Origin of the sequence: Pseudomonas sp. CHM02 (genome assembly GCF_000612585.1) — a bacterium.
Classification (GTDB): domain Bacteria; phylum Pseudomonadota; class Gammaproteobacteria; order Pseudomonadales; family Pseudomonadaceae; genus Aquipseudomonas.
In genome coordinates this window covers 27,142-43,505 of sequence record NZ_JFCA01000006.1, presented here as the reverse complement: position 1 = coordinate 43,505, position 16,364 = coordinate 27,142, and the positions used below count along the sequence as shown (strand labels likewise).

Sequence of the window (16,364 nt, the reverse complement as noted above, 5' to 3'; positions counted from 1 at the left end):
TGCAGGCAACCCGGTGGGTCAGTTGAACTGAGTCGATGCCATCGCTGGCAAGCCAGCTCCTACATTGATTGGGGGGCCACAGTAGGTACCGTGGTGTGTCAGTGGTGGTGATCGAACTCCAGTAGAAAGTGCGGGCTGACCTCGCCTTCAAGGGCGGTCATGTGGTGTTCGGCATCGCACATGTGTTCATGCATCAAGCTGCGCACCGCGCTTTCATCCCCGGCACGAAAGGCGATCAGCAACTGCTTGTGATAATCCAGGTTGGCGGCATCGAACTGTTTGCGCTTGGGCTTGTAGGCTTTTTTCAGCACCACCAGGTCGCGCAGCAGGTCGTTGAGGAACTGCGCCATGAAACTCAGCAACGGGTTGGGGCAGGCCTTGGCCAGCAGGTTGTGGAACTCCAGTTCCGCCAGGCGTTGCTCGCGTTGGCCGGCCTCGCTGTCTTCCGGGGCGCTGCAGAAATCCACGTTGTCTTGCAGGGCCTGGTAATCGTCTTCGCTCAAGCGCCCGAGCACTGACACCGCCAGTTCCACTTCGATGACTTTGCGCAGTTGGTACACCTGCTCGCCATCCAGATGCTGGAAGTGCAGGTAGTTGCGCAGGGCGCGGCTGGCCGGTTCGGTGCCCGCCTGGTTCAGGTAGGCGCCGCCGCTGGGGCCGGTGCGCGTGCTCACCAAGCCTTCCACTTCCAGGGCCTTGAGCGCTTCGCGGGCCGAGCCCTTGGAGCACTGGAAGCTTTCCATCAGCTCGCGCTCGGTGGGCAGGCGGTCGCCGGGCTTCAAGGCGTCGGTGACGATGGAGCGCTTGACCGACTCGACAATCACATCGGACAGCTTCTGGCGTTTGCGTCGTAGCGGGCGGCTTAGCATGGGTTCGATTTATCGTATTAATGCGGATAAATAGCACTTAATAACGATCGGAGTGCAGCGTCAACGGCGGGTGTCGTTTTCGATGGCAACAGGTCGTAAACGGGTTGCTACTCCTCCGATCCAGAATCAAGACAACGTGTGGATCGCGGTGGTTGCTTGCCGTAGACCAGGAAGTCGCCGACCCAACGGTTGATACACCCGCTGGCGTCCTGCCTGGCAGATTCTTTCAGGCGCAGGCGTTCGACCGGGGGAGGGCTCGTCTCGGCCGGTTGTGCGTTGACCAGCACCATGCGTACAACCCGCTCGGGAAACAGTGCGGCGTACCGGTCGCCCAGGCGGGCGGCAGTGGCGTGGCCCAGGTAGAGCAACTGGGCATCGCCGAGTTGGGTGCGTAAGAATTCCAGGTCCTGAGCGGCCTGTTCGATGTCGTGGTCGTTGCTGAGGTCGCGGTTGCCTAGTTCGATGACGTCGTAGCGATTGACCAGCGTGCGATAGGCCGGGCTGGAGTAGGAACGCCAGAGACGGGCCAGGTGAACGACAAAGGTACCGCCCCGGTTCTTCCTGGCGGCATCGCCAGGCTGGGCAAACACCACGCCCTCGCGGTTCAGCGGGTCAAGGGCGCCGACGCGGGTCAGGTAGAGGCGCAGGCTGCCTTGCCGGGGCGCGGCATGATTGCGCGGTACGGTCACGATGCCGCATTGGGTGCGTTGCAACACCTCGGGGTCCAGGCGTTCGACGGCGGGGAGAGGGCAGTCCAGCAGCCAGTCGATGGCGGTGGGTGGAATCAGCGCTCGGGCCTGGGCAAGGCTTGCCACCAGCCAGAGGCAGGCGCACAGCAGGTGTCTTGCAACAATCATCGGAAGGTCCTGGGCGGCCGTGTAGTGGCGGCTTTTTTACCAAGGACCTTGGGTCGAAGAATGTAGGGTGAAAAGACGGATCGTGTAAGAAATCGGAGTTTTGTTTATCGGATCGCTGTCTGCCAGCCACCGCCCAGTGCTTTGTACAGCGCGATGCTGGCTTGCAGGCGCGACAGCCGCAGTTGCACGTTCTGGTCCTGCGCTGCATACAGGGTGCGCTGGGTTTCCAGCACGGTGAGCAAGTCTTCGGCGCCTGCCTGGTAGCGGCTTTCGGCGATCTGGAAGGCGCTCTGCGCCTGTTGCAGTTCTTCCGTTTGCCATTGGCGTTGCTGGTCGAGGCGGGTGATGCTGCTGAGGGCTTTTTCCACATCGGCAAAGCCGTTGATGATCGCGCCGCGATAGGTTTGCAGCAGTTCGTCCTGGCGGGCGCGGGCCTTGTCGCGTTCAGCGCTTAAACGGCCGTTGTTGAAGATCGGACCGACCAGGCCGGCGGTCAGCGTGTAGTAGGGGCTGCGCAGGATATCCATGGCCTTGTAGGCATCCGAGCCCAGGGTCGCGCCGAGGGTGACGGCGGGCAGCATGGCGGCGCGGGCCACGGTGACGTCGGCCTGGGCCGCTGCCAACTGAGCCTCGGCCTTGGCGATATCCGGCCGGCGGCTGAGCAATTGGCTGGGCATGCCGGCGTCAATGGTCGGCCAGGTGAGTGCCTGGAAGGGCTCGGTACCCAGATTCAACGCCTGCACCGGTTGGCCGAGCAGGGCGGCCAGGGTGATCCGTGACTCTTCGGCCAGTTGCTGGATCAGCGGCAGTTGGCGTTGCTGGTTGGCCACCAGGCTTTTTTGCTGGGCCAGTTCCAGGGCGGTGGCGGAGCCGGCGTCGTAGCGGGTTTGCACCAGGTCGAGCACGTTGCGTGCATTGGTCAGGTTCAGCGCGGCGATCTGCTCGCGCTGGTGGGCGGCGAGGGTTTGGGCATAGCGGTCCGCCACGCTGCTGAGCAAGGTCAGTTCCACGGTGGCCTGGTCAAACTCGCTGGCACGCAGGCTCTGCAGGGCGCTGTCACGGGCGGCCGCGCGGCCACCCCAGAAGTCCACTTCGTAGCTGGCGGTGAGGTTGGCGCCGAAGTTGTCGACGGCATCATCGCTTTGTGACGCGTCAAGGTCCGGCCCACCTTGGCCGCGCAGCAATTTCTGATGGCTGGTGGCGAGGTTGAACTTCACCTCCGGCAACAACGGTGCGCCGGCTATCACCGCACTGGCCTGGGCCTGGCGCACACGCGCCGTGGCGGCGGCCACGTCGAAACTGTCACGGCGGGCCTGGTCGACCAGGCGGTTCAACTGCGGGCTGCCGAATTGGGTCCACCAGCGTTGATTGGTGACTTGCGCCGCGTCGCGCTCGGCATATTGCCAGGCGGTGGGCGGTGCGATACCGCTGTCGATGGCCGGCGGGCTGCCGGCGCAGGCGCTGAGCAACAAGCACAGGCCGGGCAGGTAGAGGGATCGTTTATTCACTGGTCAACGCCTTAACCGGATCGAGCCGGGCAGCTTTACGGGCCGGCATAAAGCCGAATACGACGCCGGTGACCAGGGCGCAACCGAACGCGCCGAGCACGGCCACCAGGGAAAACTGCACCGCCACCTTGGCCAGCACCAGCACGCCGCCCACCAGCAGGGCCAGGGCGATGCCGCACAGGCCGCCGACCACCGAGAGCATCACCGCTTCGGTGAGGAACTGGCGCAGGATGTCGCGCTGGCGTGCACCGGTGGCCATGCGGATACCGATTTCACGGGTACGCTCGCGCACGGTCATCAACATGATGTTCATCACGCCAATGCCGCCCACCAGCAGGGAAATCGCGGCAATCGAACCGAGCATCAACGACAGCGTGTTCTGCGTGCGGGCCTCCGCCTGGATCATCGCGGCGTTGTTGGTCAGCTCGTAATCGCGCTTGCCGTTGTGCAGTTTTTGCATCAACTGGTCGATGGCCACCTCGGCCTCGTGGACCTTGCGCGCATCGGCCGCAGCGATCACCACATACTCGGGGTTGTAGCTGCCGAACAGGCGTACGCTGGCGGCGGTGTAGGGGATGGCGATACGGTCGTCACTGTCCTTGTTGCCGGAGCTGGCGCCTTTTTCCGCGAGCACGCCGATCACCTGGAACGGCACGTTCTCTATCAGGATGTATTGGCCGATGGGGTCGACCTCGCCCTTGAACAGCTTCTCACGCACGCGATGACCGATCACCGCCACGGTGGCCGCTGCGCGCTCGTCGGCTGCGGTGAAGTAATTGCCCTCGACCACCGGCCAATTGAAAATCGCCGGGAAGTTGGTGTCATTGCCGCCCACATAGGCCATGTAGTCGACGTTGCCGAAGCGCACGCCGGCTTCGCTGCCGTTGACGGGCATGATGCGCTGCACCTGGGGCAGGGCCGCCAGCGCGTGCACATCGTTTAGAGTCACGATCCCCATGGGCGTACGCGGGTTGGGCGACGACCCACTGAGGTAGAGAATGTTGGAGCCGAACGCGCCCATCTGCGCCATCACCTGGCGCTTGCTGCCTTCGCCCACCGCCAGCATTACCACCACCGACGCCACGCCGATGCTGATACCCAGCAGCGTCAGCGCGGTGCGGAACCGGTTGATCCACATCACCCGCCAGGCGGCCTGCACCGCGTCCACCAGCTCGGCTTTCCAGGCACCATTGTGCTCGGCGCCGTCGGCCAGGCGCTGGCGCAGGTCCACGGCTTGCAGCGCGCCCGTCGTGGCGACGGGGGCGGTGTCGCTGTCATCGGCCGAGTCACTGATGATCAAGCCGTCGCGAATCTCGATGATGCGGTTGGCCCGCGCCGCGACTTCGCGGTCGTGGGTGATCAGGATCACCACGTGGCCCTGGCTGGCCAGCTCGTCGAGCAGGGTCATGACCTCGGCGCCGCTGTGGCTGTCGAGGGCGCCGGTGGGTTCGTCGGCGAGGATGATATGGCCGCCGTTCATCAACGCGCGGGCGATGGAGACCCGCTGCTGCTGGCCACCGGAAAGCTGGTGCGGACGGTTGCCGGTGCGCTCGGCCAGGCCCAGGCGCGTGAGCAGGGCGTTGGCGCGGGCATGGCGCTCGGCGGCGCTGATGCCGGCATAGATCGCCGGCATCTCGACGTTTTCCTGGGCCGACCCCGAGGGGATCAGGTGGTAGCCCTGGAATACGAAACCAAAAGCCTCGCGGCGCAGCCAGGCCAATTCGTCGCTGTCCAGGTGCGCGACGTTCTCGCCGGCGAACAGGTAGTCGCCGGTGCTCGGACGGTCGAGGCAACCGAGGATGTTCATCAGCGTGGACTTGCCGGAGCCGGAGGCGCCGACGATGGCGACGAATTCCCCGGCATGGATCGCCAGGTCGATGCCGCGCAATACGTCGACCTGCGGGCTGTCGCCGCCGCCGTAAGACTTGCGGATGTTCTTGAGTTCGATCAGGGGCGTGGTCAACTCAACCCCCGTTGCCGTCGGCCGGGCCGATCAGCAGTTGATCACCTTCGTTCAGGCCATCGAGCACCTGCACGCGCAGGCGGTCGCTGATGCCGACCTGCACTTGGCGCTGCTCGATACGGCCGTTCTTCCCCACGACCTGGGCGAGCTGCTGGTTGGCGTTCGACGTTCCCTGGAGCGCAGCGACCGGTGCCGTCAGCGTATCCCTGGCCTGGCTGGCGACGAAAAACACTTGGGTGGTCATTTCGGCCATCAGCGCGTTATCGCTGTTGTCCACATCCAGCAACACGGTGTACAGCACCACGCGGCCGCTGCCGCTTTTGCTCGAGCTGTTGGGGCTGCCGCTGCCCTGGGTTTCATTCAACGGCTTGGGCGGGATCGGCAGGATCTGCCGCACGGTGCTGGTCCAGCGCCGGTTGCCGCCGCTCAGGGTGGTGAAATAGGCGGTCATGCCCGGTTTGACGTGGCCGATGTCGGCTTCCGAGACTTCCGCCCACACGGTCATCGGTGACAATTTGGCGATGCGCAGGATCAGCGGGGTCTGCTGCTGGGCATTGAGGGTCTGGCCGACCCGCGCATCCACCGCCACCACGGTGCCGGTCATCGGCGCGTAGATACGCGTGTAACCCAGCTCGGCCTCGTCGCTGCGCAGGCTGGCCTGGGCTTGCTGGATCTGCGCCTGGAACATGTCGACCCGCGCCTGGGTGGCGCTCAGTTCGGCCTTGGCGGTTTGCACATCTTCTTCGCGGGTGGCGTTGCCGGCCGCCAGGCGTTGCTGACGCTGGTACTTCTGGCGCGCCAGTTCGTGCTGGGCCTTTTGCTCCTGCAGCTGCGCCTTGAGGTTTTCGATGGCGTAGCGGCTGGCGTCGAGCTTGGCTTTTTGCGTGGAAGGGTCGATCTCCACCAGCAACTGGCCTTCCTGGACCTGGTCGCCGGCCTCGACGTGGATCTTGCGAATCTGCCCCGACGCCTGGGCACCCACATCCACATAGCGGCGAGGTTGCAGGGTGCCCAGTGCGGTGACGCTGTTTTCGATATTGCCGCGGGTGACCGTGACGGTGGTGAGGGTGTCACGCCCCGGCGGCAGCACCTGCCAGGCCGCGATGGCAATGAGGGGAATCAGGCACGCGATAACGAACATGGCGCGTCGGGCAGGTCGAGGGCGTTTCATGCTTTGGTTCCAGCCAGGAAAGTTCGGACCGCAGTTGCGGGGAGCTGACAAGTAAACGAGGAAAATGCACGGGGATTTAGGCGGTTACATAAGCAGTTACAGCTCCCTTGAAGAAAAAAGTCGTCCGTTGATGCAAGTCTGCTTTAAAAGTAGATGAGAATTACTATAAATTGCACGCACTCAAACTGCCATCACCTGAATGCTGTCTTTATTTGCACCCAAGGGCCTAATGCCGCCACCCGGCGGTCGGGAGTCATGTTGGAAAACTACTATCGCGAGCTGGTGTGTTTCCTCAACGCCAAGCTGGGCAACCGTCAGGTGGCCGAGGATGTGGTGCATGACGCGTATGTCCGGGTGCTGGAACGCTCCAGCGACACCCCCATCGAACAACCCCGTGCCTTTTTGTACCGCACCGCCCTGAACCTGGTGATCGACGGCCATCGGCGCAACGCCTTGCGCCAGGTCGAGCCCCTGGACGTGCTGGACAGCGAGGAACGGTTTGCCACCAGTTCACCCCACGCCACCCACGACCACGCCCAGCGCCTGGAACTGCTCGAGCGTGCCCTGGCCGAGCTGCCGCCAGCCTGCCGCGACAGCTTCCTGCTGCGCAAACTCGATGGCCTGACCCACCTGCAGATCGCCGAGCGCCTGTGCATTTCCCGCGCCCTGGTGGAAAAACACATCGTCAACGCCATGAAGCACTGCCGGGTGCGGATGCGCGAGTGGGAAGCGCACTGATCGCTGATCAGTTAAATTTTATTTCACTGTCCTCGTTTCCTATCAACACATGGCCTGTTGTTCAGGTCTTGAAGGTATTCCCGCCCCACCGCCAAGGGGCTTATCCAGAGGACACTGGAATGACACAGGCAATTGCTTCGCCCGCGGTTCACGACCTGATCGGTATCGGTTTCGGCCCTTCGAACCTGGCGCTGGCCATCGCCCTGCAGGAGCGCGAAAAGGCCCAGGGCAAATTGGACGTGCTGTTTCTCGACAAACAGGCCGACTACCGCTGGCACGGCAATACCCTGGTAACCCAGAGCGAGCTGCAGATCTCGTTCCTCAAGGACCTGGTAACCCTGCGCAACCCCACCAGCCCGTACTCCTTCGTCAATTACCTGAAAGCCCACGACCGCCTGGTGGACTTCATCAACCTGGGCACCTTCTACCCGTGCCGCATGGAGTACAACGACTACCTGCGCTGGGTCGCCGGGCAGTTCCAGGCCCAGGCGCACTATGGCGAAGAAGTGCTGGCCATCGAGCCGATCCTGCATCAGCAGCAGGTTGAAGCACTGCGCGTGATTTCCCGCAACGCCGTGGGCGAGCAGCATGTGCGCACTACGCGTTCGGTGGTGGTCAGCGCCGGTGGCACGCCACGCATTCCCGAAGCGTTCAAGGCCCTCAAGGGGGACGGCCGGGTGTTCCACCATTCCCAATACCTGGAGCGCATGGCCACGCAGCCGTGTGTCGAGGGCAAGGCCATGCGCATCGCCATCATCGGCGGTGGCCAGAGCGCGGCCGAAGCCTTTATCGACTTGAACGACAGCTTCCCGTCGGTGCAGGTCGACATGATCCTGCGCGGTTCGGCGCTCAAGCCTGCCGATGACAGTCCGTTCGTCAACGAAGTGTTTTCGCCGGCCTTCACCGACCTGGTGTTCCAGCAGGAAGGCGCCGAGCGCGAGCGCCTGGTCGCCGAGTACCAGAACACCAACTATTCGGTGGTCGACCTGGACCTGATCGAACGCATCTACGGCATCTTCTACCGCCAGAAAGTCTCCGGCATCGCCCGCCAGGCGTTCCGCACCATGACCGTGGTCGAGAAGGCCACCCCAGGCCCGCTGGGCATTGAATTGGTGCTGCGCAACAACGCCAGCGGCGACACCAGCATCAATCACTACGACGCGGTAATCCTGGCCACTGGCTATGAGCGCCAGACGCACCGCGCCTTGCTCGCACCGCTGGAAGACTACCTGGGTGACTTCGAAGTCGCGCGCGACTACCGCATTGTCACTGACGAGCGTTGCAACGCCGGCATCTACATCCAAGGGTTCAGCCAGGCCAGCCACGGCTTGAGCGATACCTTGCTGTCGGTGCTGCCGATTCGCGCGGATGAGATTGCGGCGTCGTTGTATGCGCTGGACCGTGGGCGCGGCAAAGGGCGTTCGGTGCAGGACCTGTTGCTCGCCACCGCGAGCTGACAGGCTGCACTTGTGACCTGGAGGGCTGGCTGATACTGTACAAAAAACCAGTATCGGTAACCCTCCATGCAGTTGATCGAAAAACTCAGCATCCTCGCCGACGCCGCCAAGTACGACGCTTCCTGCGCCAGCAGTGGCGCGCCCAAGCGCAGCTCCGAGGGCAAGGCCGGGCTGGGTTCCACCGATGGCATGGGCATCTGCCACAGCTACACGCCCGACGGGCGTTGTGTGTCATTGCTCAAGGTGTTGCTCACCAACTTCTGCCTCTACGACTGCCAGTACTGCGTCAATCGCCGCTCCAGTGACGTGCCCCGCGCGCGGTTCAGCCCGGAGGAGGTGGTCACCCTGACCCTGGATTTCTATCGGCGCAACTGCGTCAGCGGGCTGTTTCTCAGCTCCGGCATCATCCGTTCGTCCGACTACACCATGGAACAGTTGGTGCGCGTGGCCAAGCTGCTGCGCGAAGAGCACGACTTCCGCGGCTATATCCACCTCAAGACCATCCCCGACGCGGACCCGGCGCTCATTGCCGAAGCCGGGCGCTATGCCGACCGGCTGAGCGTGAATATCGAACTGCCCACCGAGGCCAGCCTGCACACCCTGGCGCCGGAAAAACAGATCGTCTCGATCAAGCAGGCCATGCAGACCATCTACACCGGCGAGCAGACCGTGCTCAACGAGCCGCGTGCACCACGTTTTGCCCCGGCCGGGCAGAGCACGCAGATGATCGTCGGCGCCGACGACACCGATGACAGCACCATCCTCCACGGTGCCGAGGCGTTGTACGGCAACTTCAAGCTGCGCCGCGTCTATTACTCGGCGTTCAGTCCCATCCCCAACAGCCCGAAAAGCGTGCCCCTGGCCGCGCCGCCGCTGATGCGCGAGCACCGCCTGTACCAGGCCGACTTCCTGCTGCGCAGCTACGGCTTCAGCGCGGGCGAACTGTTCGAAGGCCCCGGCCACCTGGCCCTGGATATCGACCCCAAGCTGGCCTGGGCCCTGGATAACCGCGACGTGTTTCCCCTGGACCTGAACCGCGCCGAACCGACCTTGATCGCACGCATTCCAGGCATCGGCCTGCGCACCACCCAGCGCCTGGTGGACCTGCGCCGCGAGCGCAAGATCCGTTTCGAAGACCTGGCGCGCATGCGCTGCGTGCTGGCCAAGGCCAAACCGTTTTTCATCACCAGCGACTACCACCCGCAACAGGCCGACAGCACCAGCGTGTTGCTGCGCGAACAATTGCGTGACCGTCCGCAACCGCAGCAAATGGGGCTGTGGGGATGATCAGCCTGGAATGCGACAACCTGTTCAGCACCTGGCGCGAGCAGGCGCGCTGGCTGCTCAGTCATCAGGTTGACCCCAGCCAGGTGAGCTGGGGCGAGGCGGAGGTGGCCGACCTGTTTGCCACCGACGAGCCGATCCCCGAGGGGCTGGGGCCGTTTCAAGCGCGGATCCCCAAGGCATTGGTGGAACTGTTGGAGGCGGCTGCCTGTTACCACGGCGACCAGCGCTGGAGCCTGCTGTATGAAGTGTTGTGGCGGGTCAGTCATGGCGACCGCACCGCGATGCTGGCGGGGGACAAGCTGGGCAGCGAGTTGCAGCGACGGATCAAGCAAGTCAGCCGCGAAGCGCACCACCTGCATGCCTTTGTGCGGTTTATTGCCTTGCCGGCGGAGGCGGGGCCGGAATTGCCCGAGTACGTGGCCTGGCATGAGCCGGCCCATGACATCCTGAAATCAGCCAGCCAGCATTTTATCGGGCGCATGGGTCGTCATCGCTGGATGATCGCCACGCCGTTGGATGGGGTTTACTACGATGGCGAGCAGTTGATTCATCAGCGTGAGTGCCCCGAGGCGTGGCGGCAACTGGCGCAGAATGTCGAGGATCCTCACAGTGCCATGTGGCTGACGTACTACAGCCATATCTTCAACCCGGCGCGGTTGAATCCCAAAGTCATGGAAGGGCACTTGCCGAGCCGGTTCTGGAAGAACCTGCCGGAGGGCAAGCTGATACAGGGGTTGATCAGCGAGGCGCGGACGGGGAAGCAGCGGGATGGGCAGGCGAAGCTGATTGGTAGCAAGCCCGGGAAACGTATCAACACCCCCCTGTAGGCGCCGGCAAGGGGATGCAGTGTTGGGTGGACTGGGTTTCAGGCCAGCTCGGTGGCGGTGTTCTTCACCACCGCCAACTCTGGATGCGCCACCAACTTATCGATGTGCAACTCGTCATTGTTCAACCAGGTCTCTGTGAGCACCCGGTAGTGCTCCATGTCCCGGCAGCGCATGCGCAGGCTGTAGTCGAACGGCCCGCTGATCAGTTGGCAGTCGAACACCTGGGGGCAGGCCTTCACGCAGGCTTCGAAGGCCTTTTGTGCCGAGCGCCCGCTTTGATTGGACAAGGCCACCAGCACCAGCAGCGACAGCCCTGGCGAGACCATCTGCACATCGATGATCGCCCCATACCCACGGATCACCCCGCGTCGCTCCAACTTGCGCACCCGTTCCAGGCAGGGCCTGGGGGTGAGGTGCACCAGCGACGAGAGTTTTTCGTAGGTGATACGCCCCTGGTGGCGCAGCACTTCGATGATGGCTTCATCGATGCGATCCAGTACGGGGGCGGAGTGGGGGCCGGGGGCCTTGGTATCCATGGCATTCACTTCAAACGGTTGGAAAAAATGGCGGCAAACATTGCACGTTTGCCAGACCCTCCACATGGTACGGCCTTCCTCCGTCAACGTCTGTATGCGGTAGAGGGCTTGCCTGCAAACCTCAGGCGCGCTTTTTTTGCTGCGCGACGGGCGGCTGGGCCAGGCGGGCAAACAAATCTTTCGGGTCGGCGAGGTCTGGCACCAGCTCCAGTTCACTGCCTATGTCCAGCGCCTGCGCTACATCCAGCACATAACGCAGCGCCGAGTAATCCTCGATGGCAAAGCCTACCGAGTCGAACAAGGTGACCTGGCGCGCATTCTCGCGGCCGGGCTTCTGGCCGTTGATCACTTGCCACAGTTCGGTCACCGGCGAGTCTTCCGGCATATGCTGGATTTCGCCTTCGATGCGGCTTTGTGGCTCGTATTCGACGATGACTCGGGCGCGCTCGACGATGCGTCGGTCCAGCTCGGTCTTGCCTGGGCAGTCGCCGCCGACGGCATTGAGGTGCATGCCGGGTTCGATCATGTCGTCGGTGAGGATGGTGGCGTAGGCCTTGTCGGCGGTAACGGTGGTGACGATGTCCGCGCCTTTGACCGCTTCGGCCACGCTGCTGGCCAGGATCACCTTGATCGCCGGGAAGGCCTTGAGGTTGGCCGCCAACTTGGCGGTGGCCTTGGCGTCGATATCGAACAAGCGGATTTCATTGATGCCGAGCATGGCGTGGAAGGCCAGGGCTTGGAATTCGCTCTGCGAGCCGTTGCCGATCAGCGCCATGCTGCGGCTGTTGTCGCGGGCCAGGTAGCGGGCGACCAGCGCGGAAGTGGCGGCGGTGCGAATCGCGGTGGTCAGGGTCATTTCCGCCAGCAGCACCGGCAGACCGGTGTCGACATCGCCCAGCGCGCCGAAGGCCATCACGGTGAGCATCCCGGCCAGGGTGTTTTTCGGGTGGCCGTTGACGTATTTGAATGCATACAGCGAGGCGTCGGACACCGGCATCAGCTCGATCACGCCGTCCGGCGAGTGGTTGGCCAGGCGTGCGCATTTTTCGAAATCCTGCCAGCGCAGGTAGTCGGCGCGGATGTACTCGGCCATTTCGGTGATGCAGGTTTGCAGGCCTTTTTGCGAGACCAGGTAGCAGAGGTCGTTGACGTCGATATAGCGGGTCATGGAAATGCTCCTTGTTATTCGGGGACGGCCAGCGTTTTCTGCTGCACGCAGAGCGGGGCCATGGGCCGGGCCAGTGCGGCTATTGTGTGGGTTATCGCCGCAGAATCCCGGCTGAAACAGGCGGGTGGCTCAGCCGGTAAAGCTGAAATCCGGGGTATGACAGCCGAATCGGCTGTGACGGCTGGAATGGCGTCAAACCGTAGGAGCCGGCTTGCTGGCGATAGCGGTGGATCAGTCAAGGAAAAGGCAGCCTGACAGGCCGCTATCGCTGGCAAGCCAGCTCCTACATTAGTATGGGTCGCTTGTGAGATTGGTTTTAGCAGGGAGCCTTCATGTCTACCGCTGTTCGTACTGCCCAAACCGCCGATGCCGAGGGGATCAGCCAGGTCATCCTGGCGGCCCTGCACAGCAGCAATGCGCGGGATTATCCGGCGGATGTGATTGCGCGGGTCGCCGCTAACTTCACGCCGGAGGCGGTGCTGGAACTGCTCAAGCGTCGCGTGGTGCTGGTGGCGGTTCAGGAGCGGATAATCGTCGCCACCGCCGCCCTCGACGCCAATGTGGTGCGCTCGGTGTTCGTCAACCCGGCGCTGCAAGGGCAGGGCATTGGTCGGCTGTTGATGATCGAGATCGAACTGCGCGCCCGTGAAGCGGGCGTGACGGTCTTGAGTGTGCCGTCTTCGCTGACCGCCGAACCGTTCTACACCAAGCTGGGGTTTCACACCGTGCGCGACGTCTACCACGGCAACGAGCGTACGTTGGTGATGGAGAAGGCGCTGCTGTCCCGGCATCCCATCGGGCCGTATCGCGACCGTCAGCACCGGGCGCAGGTGGTGGCGTTATGGCAGGAGGCGTTTGGTTATGACACGGCACATAACCTGCCAACGCTGGCGATCGATAAAAAGCTGGCGGTCAACGATGGGCTGTTTTTCGTCGCGACAGACAAAAAAACCGTGATCGGTACGATTCTGGCGGGTTACGACGGCCATCGCGGCTGGCTGTATTCGGTGGCGGTGCACGCGGACTATCGGCGGCATGGCCTGGGGTCGTCGCTGGTGCGGTATGCGGAACAGGCATTGACGGCGCTGGGCTGCATGAAGATCAACCTGCAGATCACCAGTGGCAATGACGGGGTGGCGGGGTTTTACGAGGCGTTGGGATACCGTGTGGAGCCGAGGATCAGCATGGGCAAGAAGATTGCCGAAAACATCCCGACACGGTCCTGAGAACACCTGAGAACAAATGTGGGAGCGGGCTTGCTCGCGAAAGCGGAGTGTCAGTCACCGATTTCAGTGCTGATAGACCGCTTTCGCGAGCAAGCCCGCTCCCACATTTTGGTTTCGCGTTGTTATGGGTTAGACCTTGACGATCCAGCCTGCTGGCGCTTCGACGTCGCCGGTCTGCACGCCAGTCAGCTCTTTGTAGAGCTTCTGGGTGATCGGCCCGACTTCGGTCTCGCTGTGGAACACGTGCAGCTTGCCGTTGTACTGGATGCCGCCGATCGGCGAGATCACCGCAGCAGTACCACAGGCGCCGGCTTCCTTGAACTGGTCGAGCTTGTCGATGAACACTTCGCCCTCGACCACGTCCAGGCCCAGGCGGGTCTTGGCCAGTTCGATCAGCGACAGGCGGGTGATGCCTGGCAGCACCGAAGGCGACTTCGGCGTGATGAACTTATTGTCGTGGGTGATCCCGAAGAAGTTGGCCGAGCCGACTTCTTCGATTTTCGAGTGGGTCATCGGATCCAGGTAGATCGCGTCGGCGAAACCGGATTTCTTCGCTTCAGAACCAGGCATCAGGCTGGCGGCGTAGTTGCCACCGACCTTGGCGGCACCGGTGCCCTGTGGCGCGGCGCGGTCGAAGGTGGATATCTGGAAATTGTGTGGCACCAGGCCGCCCTTGAAGTAGGCGCCAACCGGGATCGCGAACACCGAGAAGATGAATTCCGGTGCGGTACGCACGCCGATGTTGTCACCGATGCCGATCACGAACGGGCGCAGGTACAGCGCGCCGCCACTGCCGTACGGCGGGATGAAGCGCTCGTTGGCCTTGACCACTTGTTTGCAGGCTTCGATGAAGTCTTCGGTCGACACATGCGGCATCAGCAGGCGTGCGCAGCTGCGCTGCATGCGGGCGGCGTTCTGGTCCGGGCGGAACAGGTTGATCGAACCGTCCTTGCAGCGGTACGCCTTGAGGCCTTCGAAGCACTGCTGGCCATAGTGCAGGGCGGTGGAGCCCTCGCTGATGTGCAGCACGTTGTCGTCGGTCAGGGTGCCAGCTTGCCATTCGCCGTTTTTCCAGACCTGGAGAAACCGCTTGTCGGTCTTGATGTAGTCAAAACCCAGCTTGTCCCAATTGATGCTTTCGTTACCCATGACACCCTCTATCTCTGGTCAACCGCCTGGTCGAAGGCAGGCTTGTCGGTTTTTTTCTGGATGGGCGCAACAATACTTCATTCTTGGCCGGTGTGGGAGCGGGTGGGCGGACCATTCAGCCTCTGTAATGGCTGATCCACCGCTATCGCAGGCAAGCCAGCTCCCACATTTGCAATGCATTCCATTGTGGGAGCCGGGCTTGCCCGCGATGGCCTCACCTCGTGTTTACAGGTGCAGCGCGTGGCCCAGGGCCCTTAACGCGGCTTCCTGCACGGCTTCACCGAGGGTCGGGTGGGCGTGGATGGTGCCGGCCACGTCTTCCAGGCGCGCGCCCATTTCCAGGCTCAGGCCGAACGCGGTGGACAGTTCCGAGACACCCACCCCCACGGCCTGCCAGCCGACGATCAGGTGGTTGTCACGGCGTGCCACCACGCGCACGAAGCCGGTTTTCGACTCCAGGGTCATGGCCCGGCCATTGGCCGCGAACGGGAAGCTCGACACGATGCAGTCCAGGCCAGCGGCCTTGGCTTCATCGGGTGTCTTGCCGACCACCACCAGTTCCGGGTCGGTGAAGCACACCGCCGGGATCGCGGCCGGGTTGAATTCGCGGGACTTGCCGCTGATCAGTTCGGCGACCATTTCACCCTGCGCCATGGCGCGGTGTGCCAGCATCGGCTCGCCGCTCAGGTCGCCGATGGCCCACACGTTGCGCATGCTGGTCTGGCAGCGGCTGTCGATCTTGATCGCCGCGCCGTTCATCTCCAGGTTCAGCGCCTCGAGGTTCCAGCCCTGGGTGTTGGGTTTGCGACCAACGGCGACCAGTACCTGGTCGGTTTCCAGCGACAGGGTGTCGCCATTCGGGTCACGCACCTGCAGTTTATTGTCCGCAAAACCGCTGACGCTGTGCTTGAGGTACAGCTTCACCCCCAGTTGCCTGAGGGATTCGTTCACCGGTTGGGTCAACTCGGCGTCGTAGGCCGGCAGGATGCGATCCTGGGCCTCGACCACGCTGACCTCGGCGCCGAGCTTGCGGTAGGCGATCCCCAGTTCCAGGCCGATGTAGCCGCCACCCACCACGATCAGGCGCTTGGGCACCCGCGTCGGCGCCAGCGCTTCGGTGGACGAGATGATCGGACCGCCAATCGGCAGCATCGGCAAGTTGACGCTTTTCGAGCCGGTGGCCAGCAGCAGGTGTTCGCACTGGATGCGTTGGTCGCCGACATCGACGGTCTTGCCGTCCACGACCTTGGCCCAGCCGTGGATCACCTGCACCTTGTGTTTTTTCAGCAGCGCGGCGACGCCGGTGGTCAGGCGGTCGACGATGCCGTCTTTCCATTCCACGCTCTTGCGGATGTCCAGGGTCGGCACACCCACTTCGATGCCCAGTTGCGAACCCTGGCTGTGGTGGAGGGTTTGCTGGAACTGTTCGGCCACGTGGATCAAGGCCTTGGAGGGAATGCAGCCGATGTTCAGGCAGGTGCCGCCCAGCCCCTGGCCTTCCACCAGGAGGGTCGGGATCCCCAGTTGCCCGGCACGAATTGCCGCCACGTAACCGCCAGGGCCGCCGCCGATGATCAGCAGCGTGGTATTCAAAGTCTGAGTCATGCC

General features: G+C 63.1%; 14 protein-coding genes. 5 read left to right on the top strand and 9 right to left on the bottom strand.

The window, feature by feature from the left end; all coding sequences use genetic code 11:
• Positions 1-98 precede the first annotated feature (98 nt).
• From BM70_RS0104570 to BM70_RS0104550, 5 genes are all read right to left on the bottom strand, one after another.
• The gene (locus BM70_RS0104570) at positions 99-869 is read right to left on the bottom strand and encodes a FadR/GntR family transcriptional regulator (protein ID WP_025854900.1); all 771 of its coding nucleotides are present in this window, start codon (positions 867-869) and stop codon (positions 99-101) included.
• Between the two features lie 107 nt (positions 870-976).
• The gene (locus tag BM70_RS0104565) at positions 977-1,726 is read right to left on the bottom strand and encodes an alpha/beta fold hydrolase (RefSeq protein WP_025854899.1); all 750 of its coding nucleotides are present in this window, start codon (positions 1,724-1,726) and stop codon (positions 977-979) included.
• Between the two features lie 104 nt (positions 1,727-1,830).
• Entirely contained in the window at positions 1,831-3,234 is a 1,404-nt protein-coding gene (locus tag BM70_RS0104560) for an efflux transporter outer membrane subunit (protein ID WP_025854898.1), read from the bottom strand.
• A complete protein-coding gene (locus BM70_RS0104555; RefSeq protein ID WP_025854897.1) occupies positions 3,227-5,197 on the bottom strand; it encodes a MacB family efflux pump subunit in 1,971 nt (656 codons plus the stop codon). Before BM70_RS0104555 ends, BM70_RS0104560 begins: the two co-directional genes overlap by 8 nt.
• 1 nt (position 5,198) lies before the next feature.
• Entirely contained in the window at positions 5,199-6,368 is a 1,170-nt protein-coding gene (locus BM70_RS0104550) for an efflux RND transporter periplasmic adaptor subunit (RefSeq protein WP_025854896.1), read from the bottom strand.
• Positions 6,369-6,623: 255 nt separating this feature from the next.
• Here BM70_RS0104550 and BM70_RS0104545 point away from each other — a divergent pair, with 255 nt between their 5' ends.
• The 4 genes from BM70_RS0104545 to BM70_RS0104530 all read left to right on the top strand — a co-directional run bounded on the left by BM70_RS0104545 (position 6,624) and on the right by BM70_RS0104530 (position 10,677).
• On the top strand, positions 6,624-7,106 hold the full coding sequence (locus BM70_RS0104545) for a sigma-70 family RNA polymerase sigma factor (protein WP_025854895.1): 483 nt from the start codon (positions 6,624-6,626) through the stop codon (positions 7,104-7,106).
• A 119-nt stretch (positions 7,107-7,225) separates the two neighbouring features.
• Entirely contained in the window at positions 7,226-8,563 is a 1,338-nt protein-coding gene (locus BM70_RS0104540; RefSeq protein ID WP_025854894.1) for a lysine N(6)-hydroxylase/L-ornithine N(5)-oxygenase family protein, read from the top strand.
• A gap of 66 nt (positions 8,564-8,629) precedes the next feature.
• A complete protein-coding gene (locus BM70_RS0104535; RefSeq protein ID WP_025854893.1) occupies positions 8,630-9,850 on the top strand; it encodes a putative DNA modification/repair radical SAM protein in 1,221 nt (406 codons plus the stop codon).
• Positions 9,847-10,677: a TIGR03915 family putative DNA repair protein gene (locus BM70_RS0104530; protein ID WP_025854892.1), complete on the top strand. Its 831-nt coding sequence runs from the start codon at positions 9,847-9,849 to the stop codon at positions 10,675-10,677. Before BM70_RS0104535 ends, BM70_RS0104530 begins: the two co-directional genes overlap by 4 nt.
• Positions 10,678-10,715: 38 nt before the next feature.
• On the opposite strand, the gene BM70_RS0104525 is transcribed toward BM70_RS0104530, so the two are convergent.
• Positions 10,716-11,213 (bottom strand): Lrp/AsnC family transcriptional regulator, encoded by a 498-nt coding sequence (locus BM70_RS0104525; RefSeq protein WP_025854891.1) that lies wholly within the window; start codon positions 11,211-11,213, stop codon positions 10,716-10,718.
• 121 nt (positions 11,214-11,334) lie between these two features.
• Entirely contained in the window at positions 11,335-12,381 is a 1,047-nt protein-coding gene (locus tag BM70_RS0104520; RefSeq protein ID WP_025854890.1) for an ornithine cyclodeaminase, read from the bottom strand.
• Between the two features lie 332 nt (positions 12,382-12,713).
• Between BM70_RS0104520 and BM70_RS32155 the strand changes: the two genes are divergently transcribed.
• Positions 12,714-13,607, top strand: coding sequence for a GNAT family acetyltransferase (locus BM70_RS32155; RefSeq protein WP_081782035.1), 894 nt, complete (start codon positions 12,714-12,716; stop codon positions 13,605-13,607).
• A 129-nt stretch (positions 13,608-13,736) separates the two neighbouring features.
• Here BM70_RS32155 and BM70_RS0104505 read toward each other — a convergent pair whose 3' ends face one another.
• Both BM70_RS0104505 and lpdA read right to left on the bottom strand, forming a co-directional pair.
• Positions 13,737-14,756, bottom strand: a complete 1,020-nt coding sequence (locus BM70_RS0104505; protein ID WP_025854889.1) for a branched-chain amino acid aminotransferase — start codon at positions 14,754-14,756, stop codon at positions 13,737-13,739.
• Between the two features lie 225 nt (positions 14,757-14,981).
• Positions 14,982-16,361: a dihydrolipoyl dehydrogenase gene (gene lpdA / locus BM70_RS0104500; RefSeq protein WP_025854888.1), complete on the bottom strand. Its 1,380-nt coding sequence runs from the start codon at positions 16,359-16,361 to the stop codon at positions 14,982-14,984.
• Positions 16,362-16,364: the final 3 nt, after the last annotated feature.

Bases quoted from the DNA above. Each gene is read 5' to 3' on its own strand.
- BM70_RS0104570 (WP_025854900.1), bottom strand. From the start codon at position 869: ATGCTAAGCCGCCCGCTACGACGCAAACGCCAGAAGCTGTCCGATGTG.
- BM70_RS0104565 (WP_025854899.1), bottom strand. From the start codon at position 1,726: ATGATTGTTGCAAGACACCTGCTGTGCGCCTGCCTCTGGCTGGTGGCA.
- BM70_RS0104550 (WP_025854896.1), bottom strand. From the start codon at position 6,368: ATGAAACGCCCTCGACCTGCCCGACGCGCCATGTTCGTTATCGCGTGC.
- BM70_RS0104545 (WP_025854895.1), top strand. From the start codon at position 6,624: ATGTTGGAAAACTACTATCGCGAGCTGGTGTGTTTCCTCAACGCCAAG.
- BM70_RS0104540 (WP_025854894.1), top strand. From the start codon at position 7,226: ATGACACAGGCAATTGCTTCGCCCGCGGTTCACGACCTGATCGGTATC.
- BM70_RS0104535 (WP_025854893.1), top strand. From the start codon at position 8,630: ATGCAGTTGATCGAAAAACTCAGCATCCTCGCCGACGCCGCCAAGTAC.
- BM70_RS0104530 (WP_025854892.1), top strand. From the start codon at position 9,847: ATGATCAGCCTGGAATGCGACAACCTGTTCAGCACCTGGCGCGAGCAG.
- BM70_RS0104525 (WP_025854891.1), bottom strand. From the start codon at position 11,213: ATGGATACCAAGGCCCCCGGCCCCCACTCCGCCCCCGTACTGGATCGC.
- BM70_RS0104520 (WP_025854890.1), bottom strand. From the start codon at position 12,381: ATGACCCGCTATATCGACGTCAACGACCTCTGCTACCTGGTCTCGCAA.
- BM70_RS32155 (WP_081782035.1), top strand. From the start codon at position 12,714: ATGTCTACCGCTGTTCGTACTGCCCAAACCGCCGATGCCGAGGGGATC.
- BM70_RS0104505 (WP_025854889.1), bottom strand. From the start codon at position 14,756: ATGGGTAACGAAAGCATCAATTGGGACAAGCTGGGTTTTGACTACATC.
- lpdA (WP_025854888.1), bottom strand. From the start codon at position 16,361: ATGACTCAGACTTTGAATACCACGCTGCTGATCATCGGCGGCGGCCCT.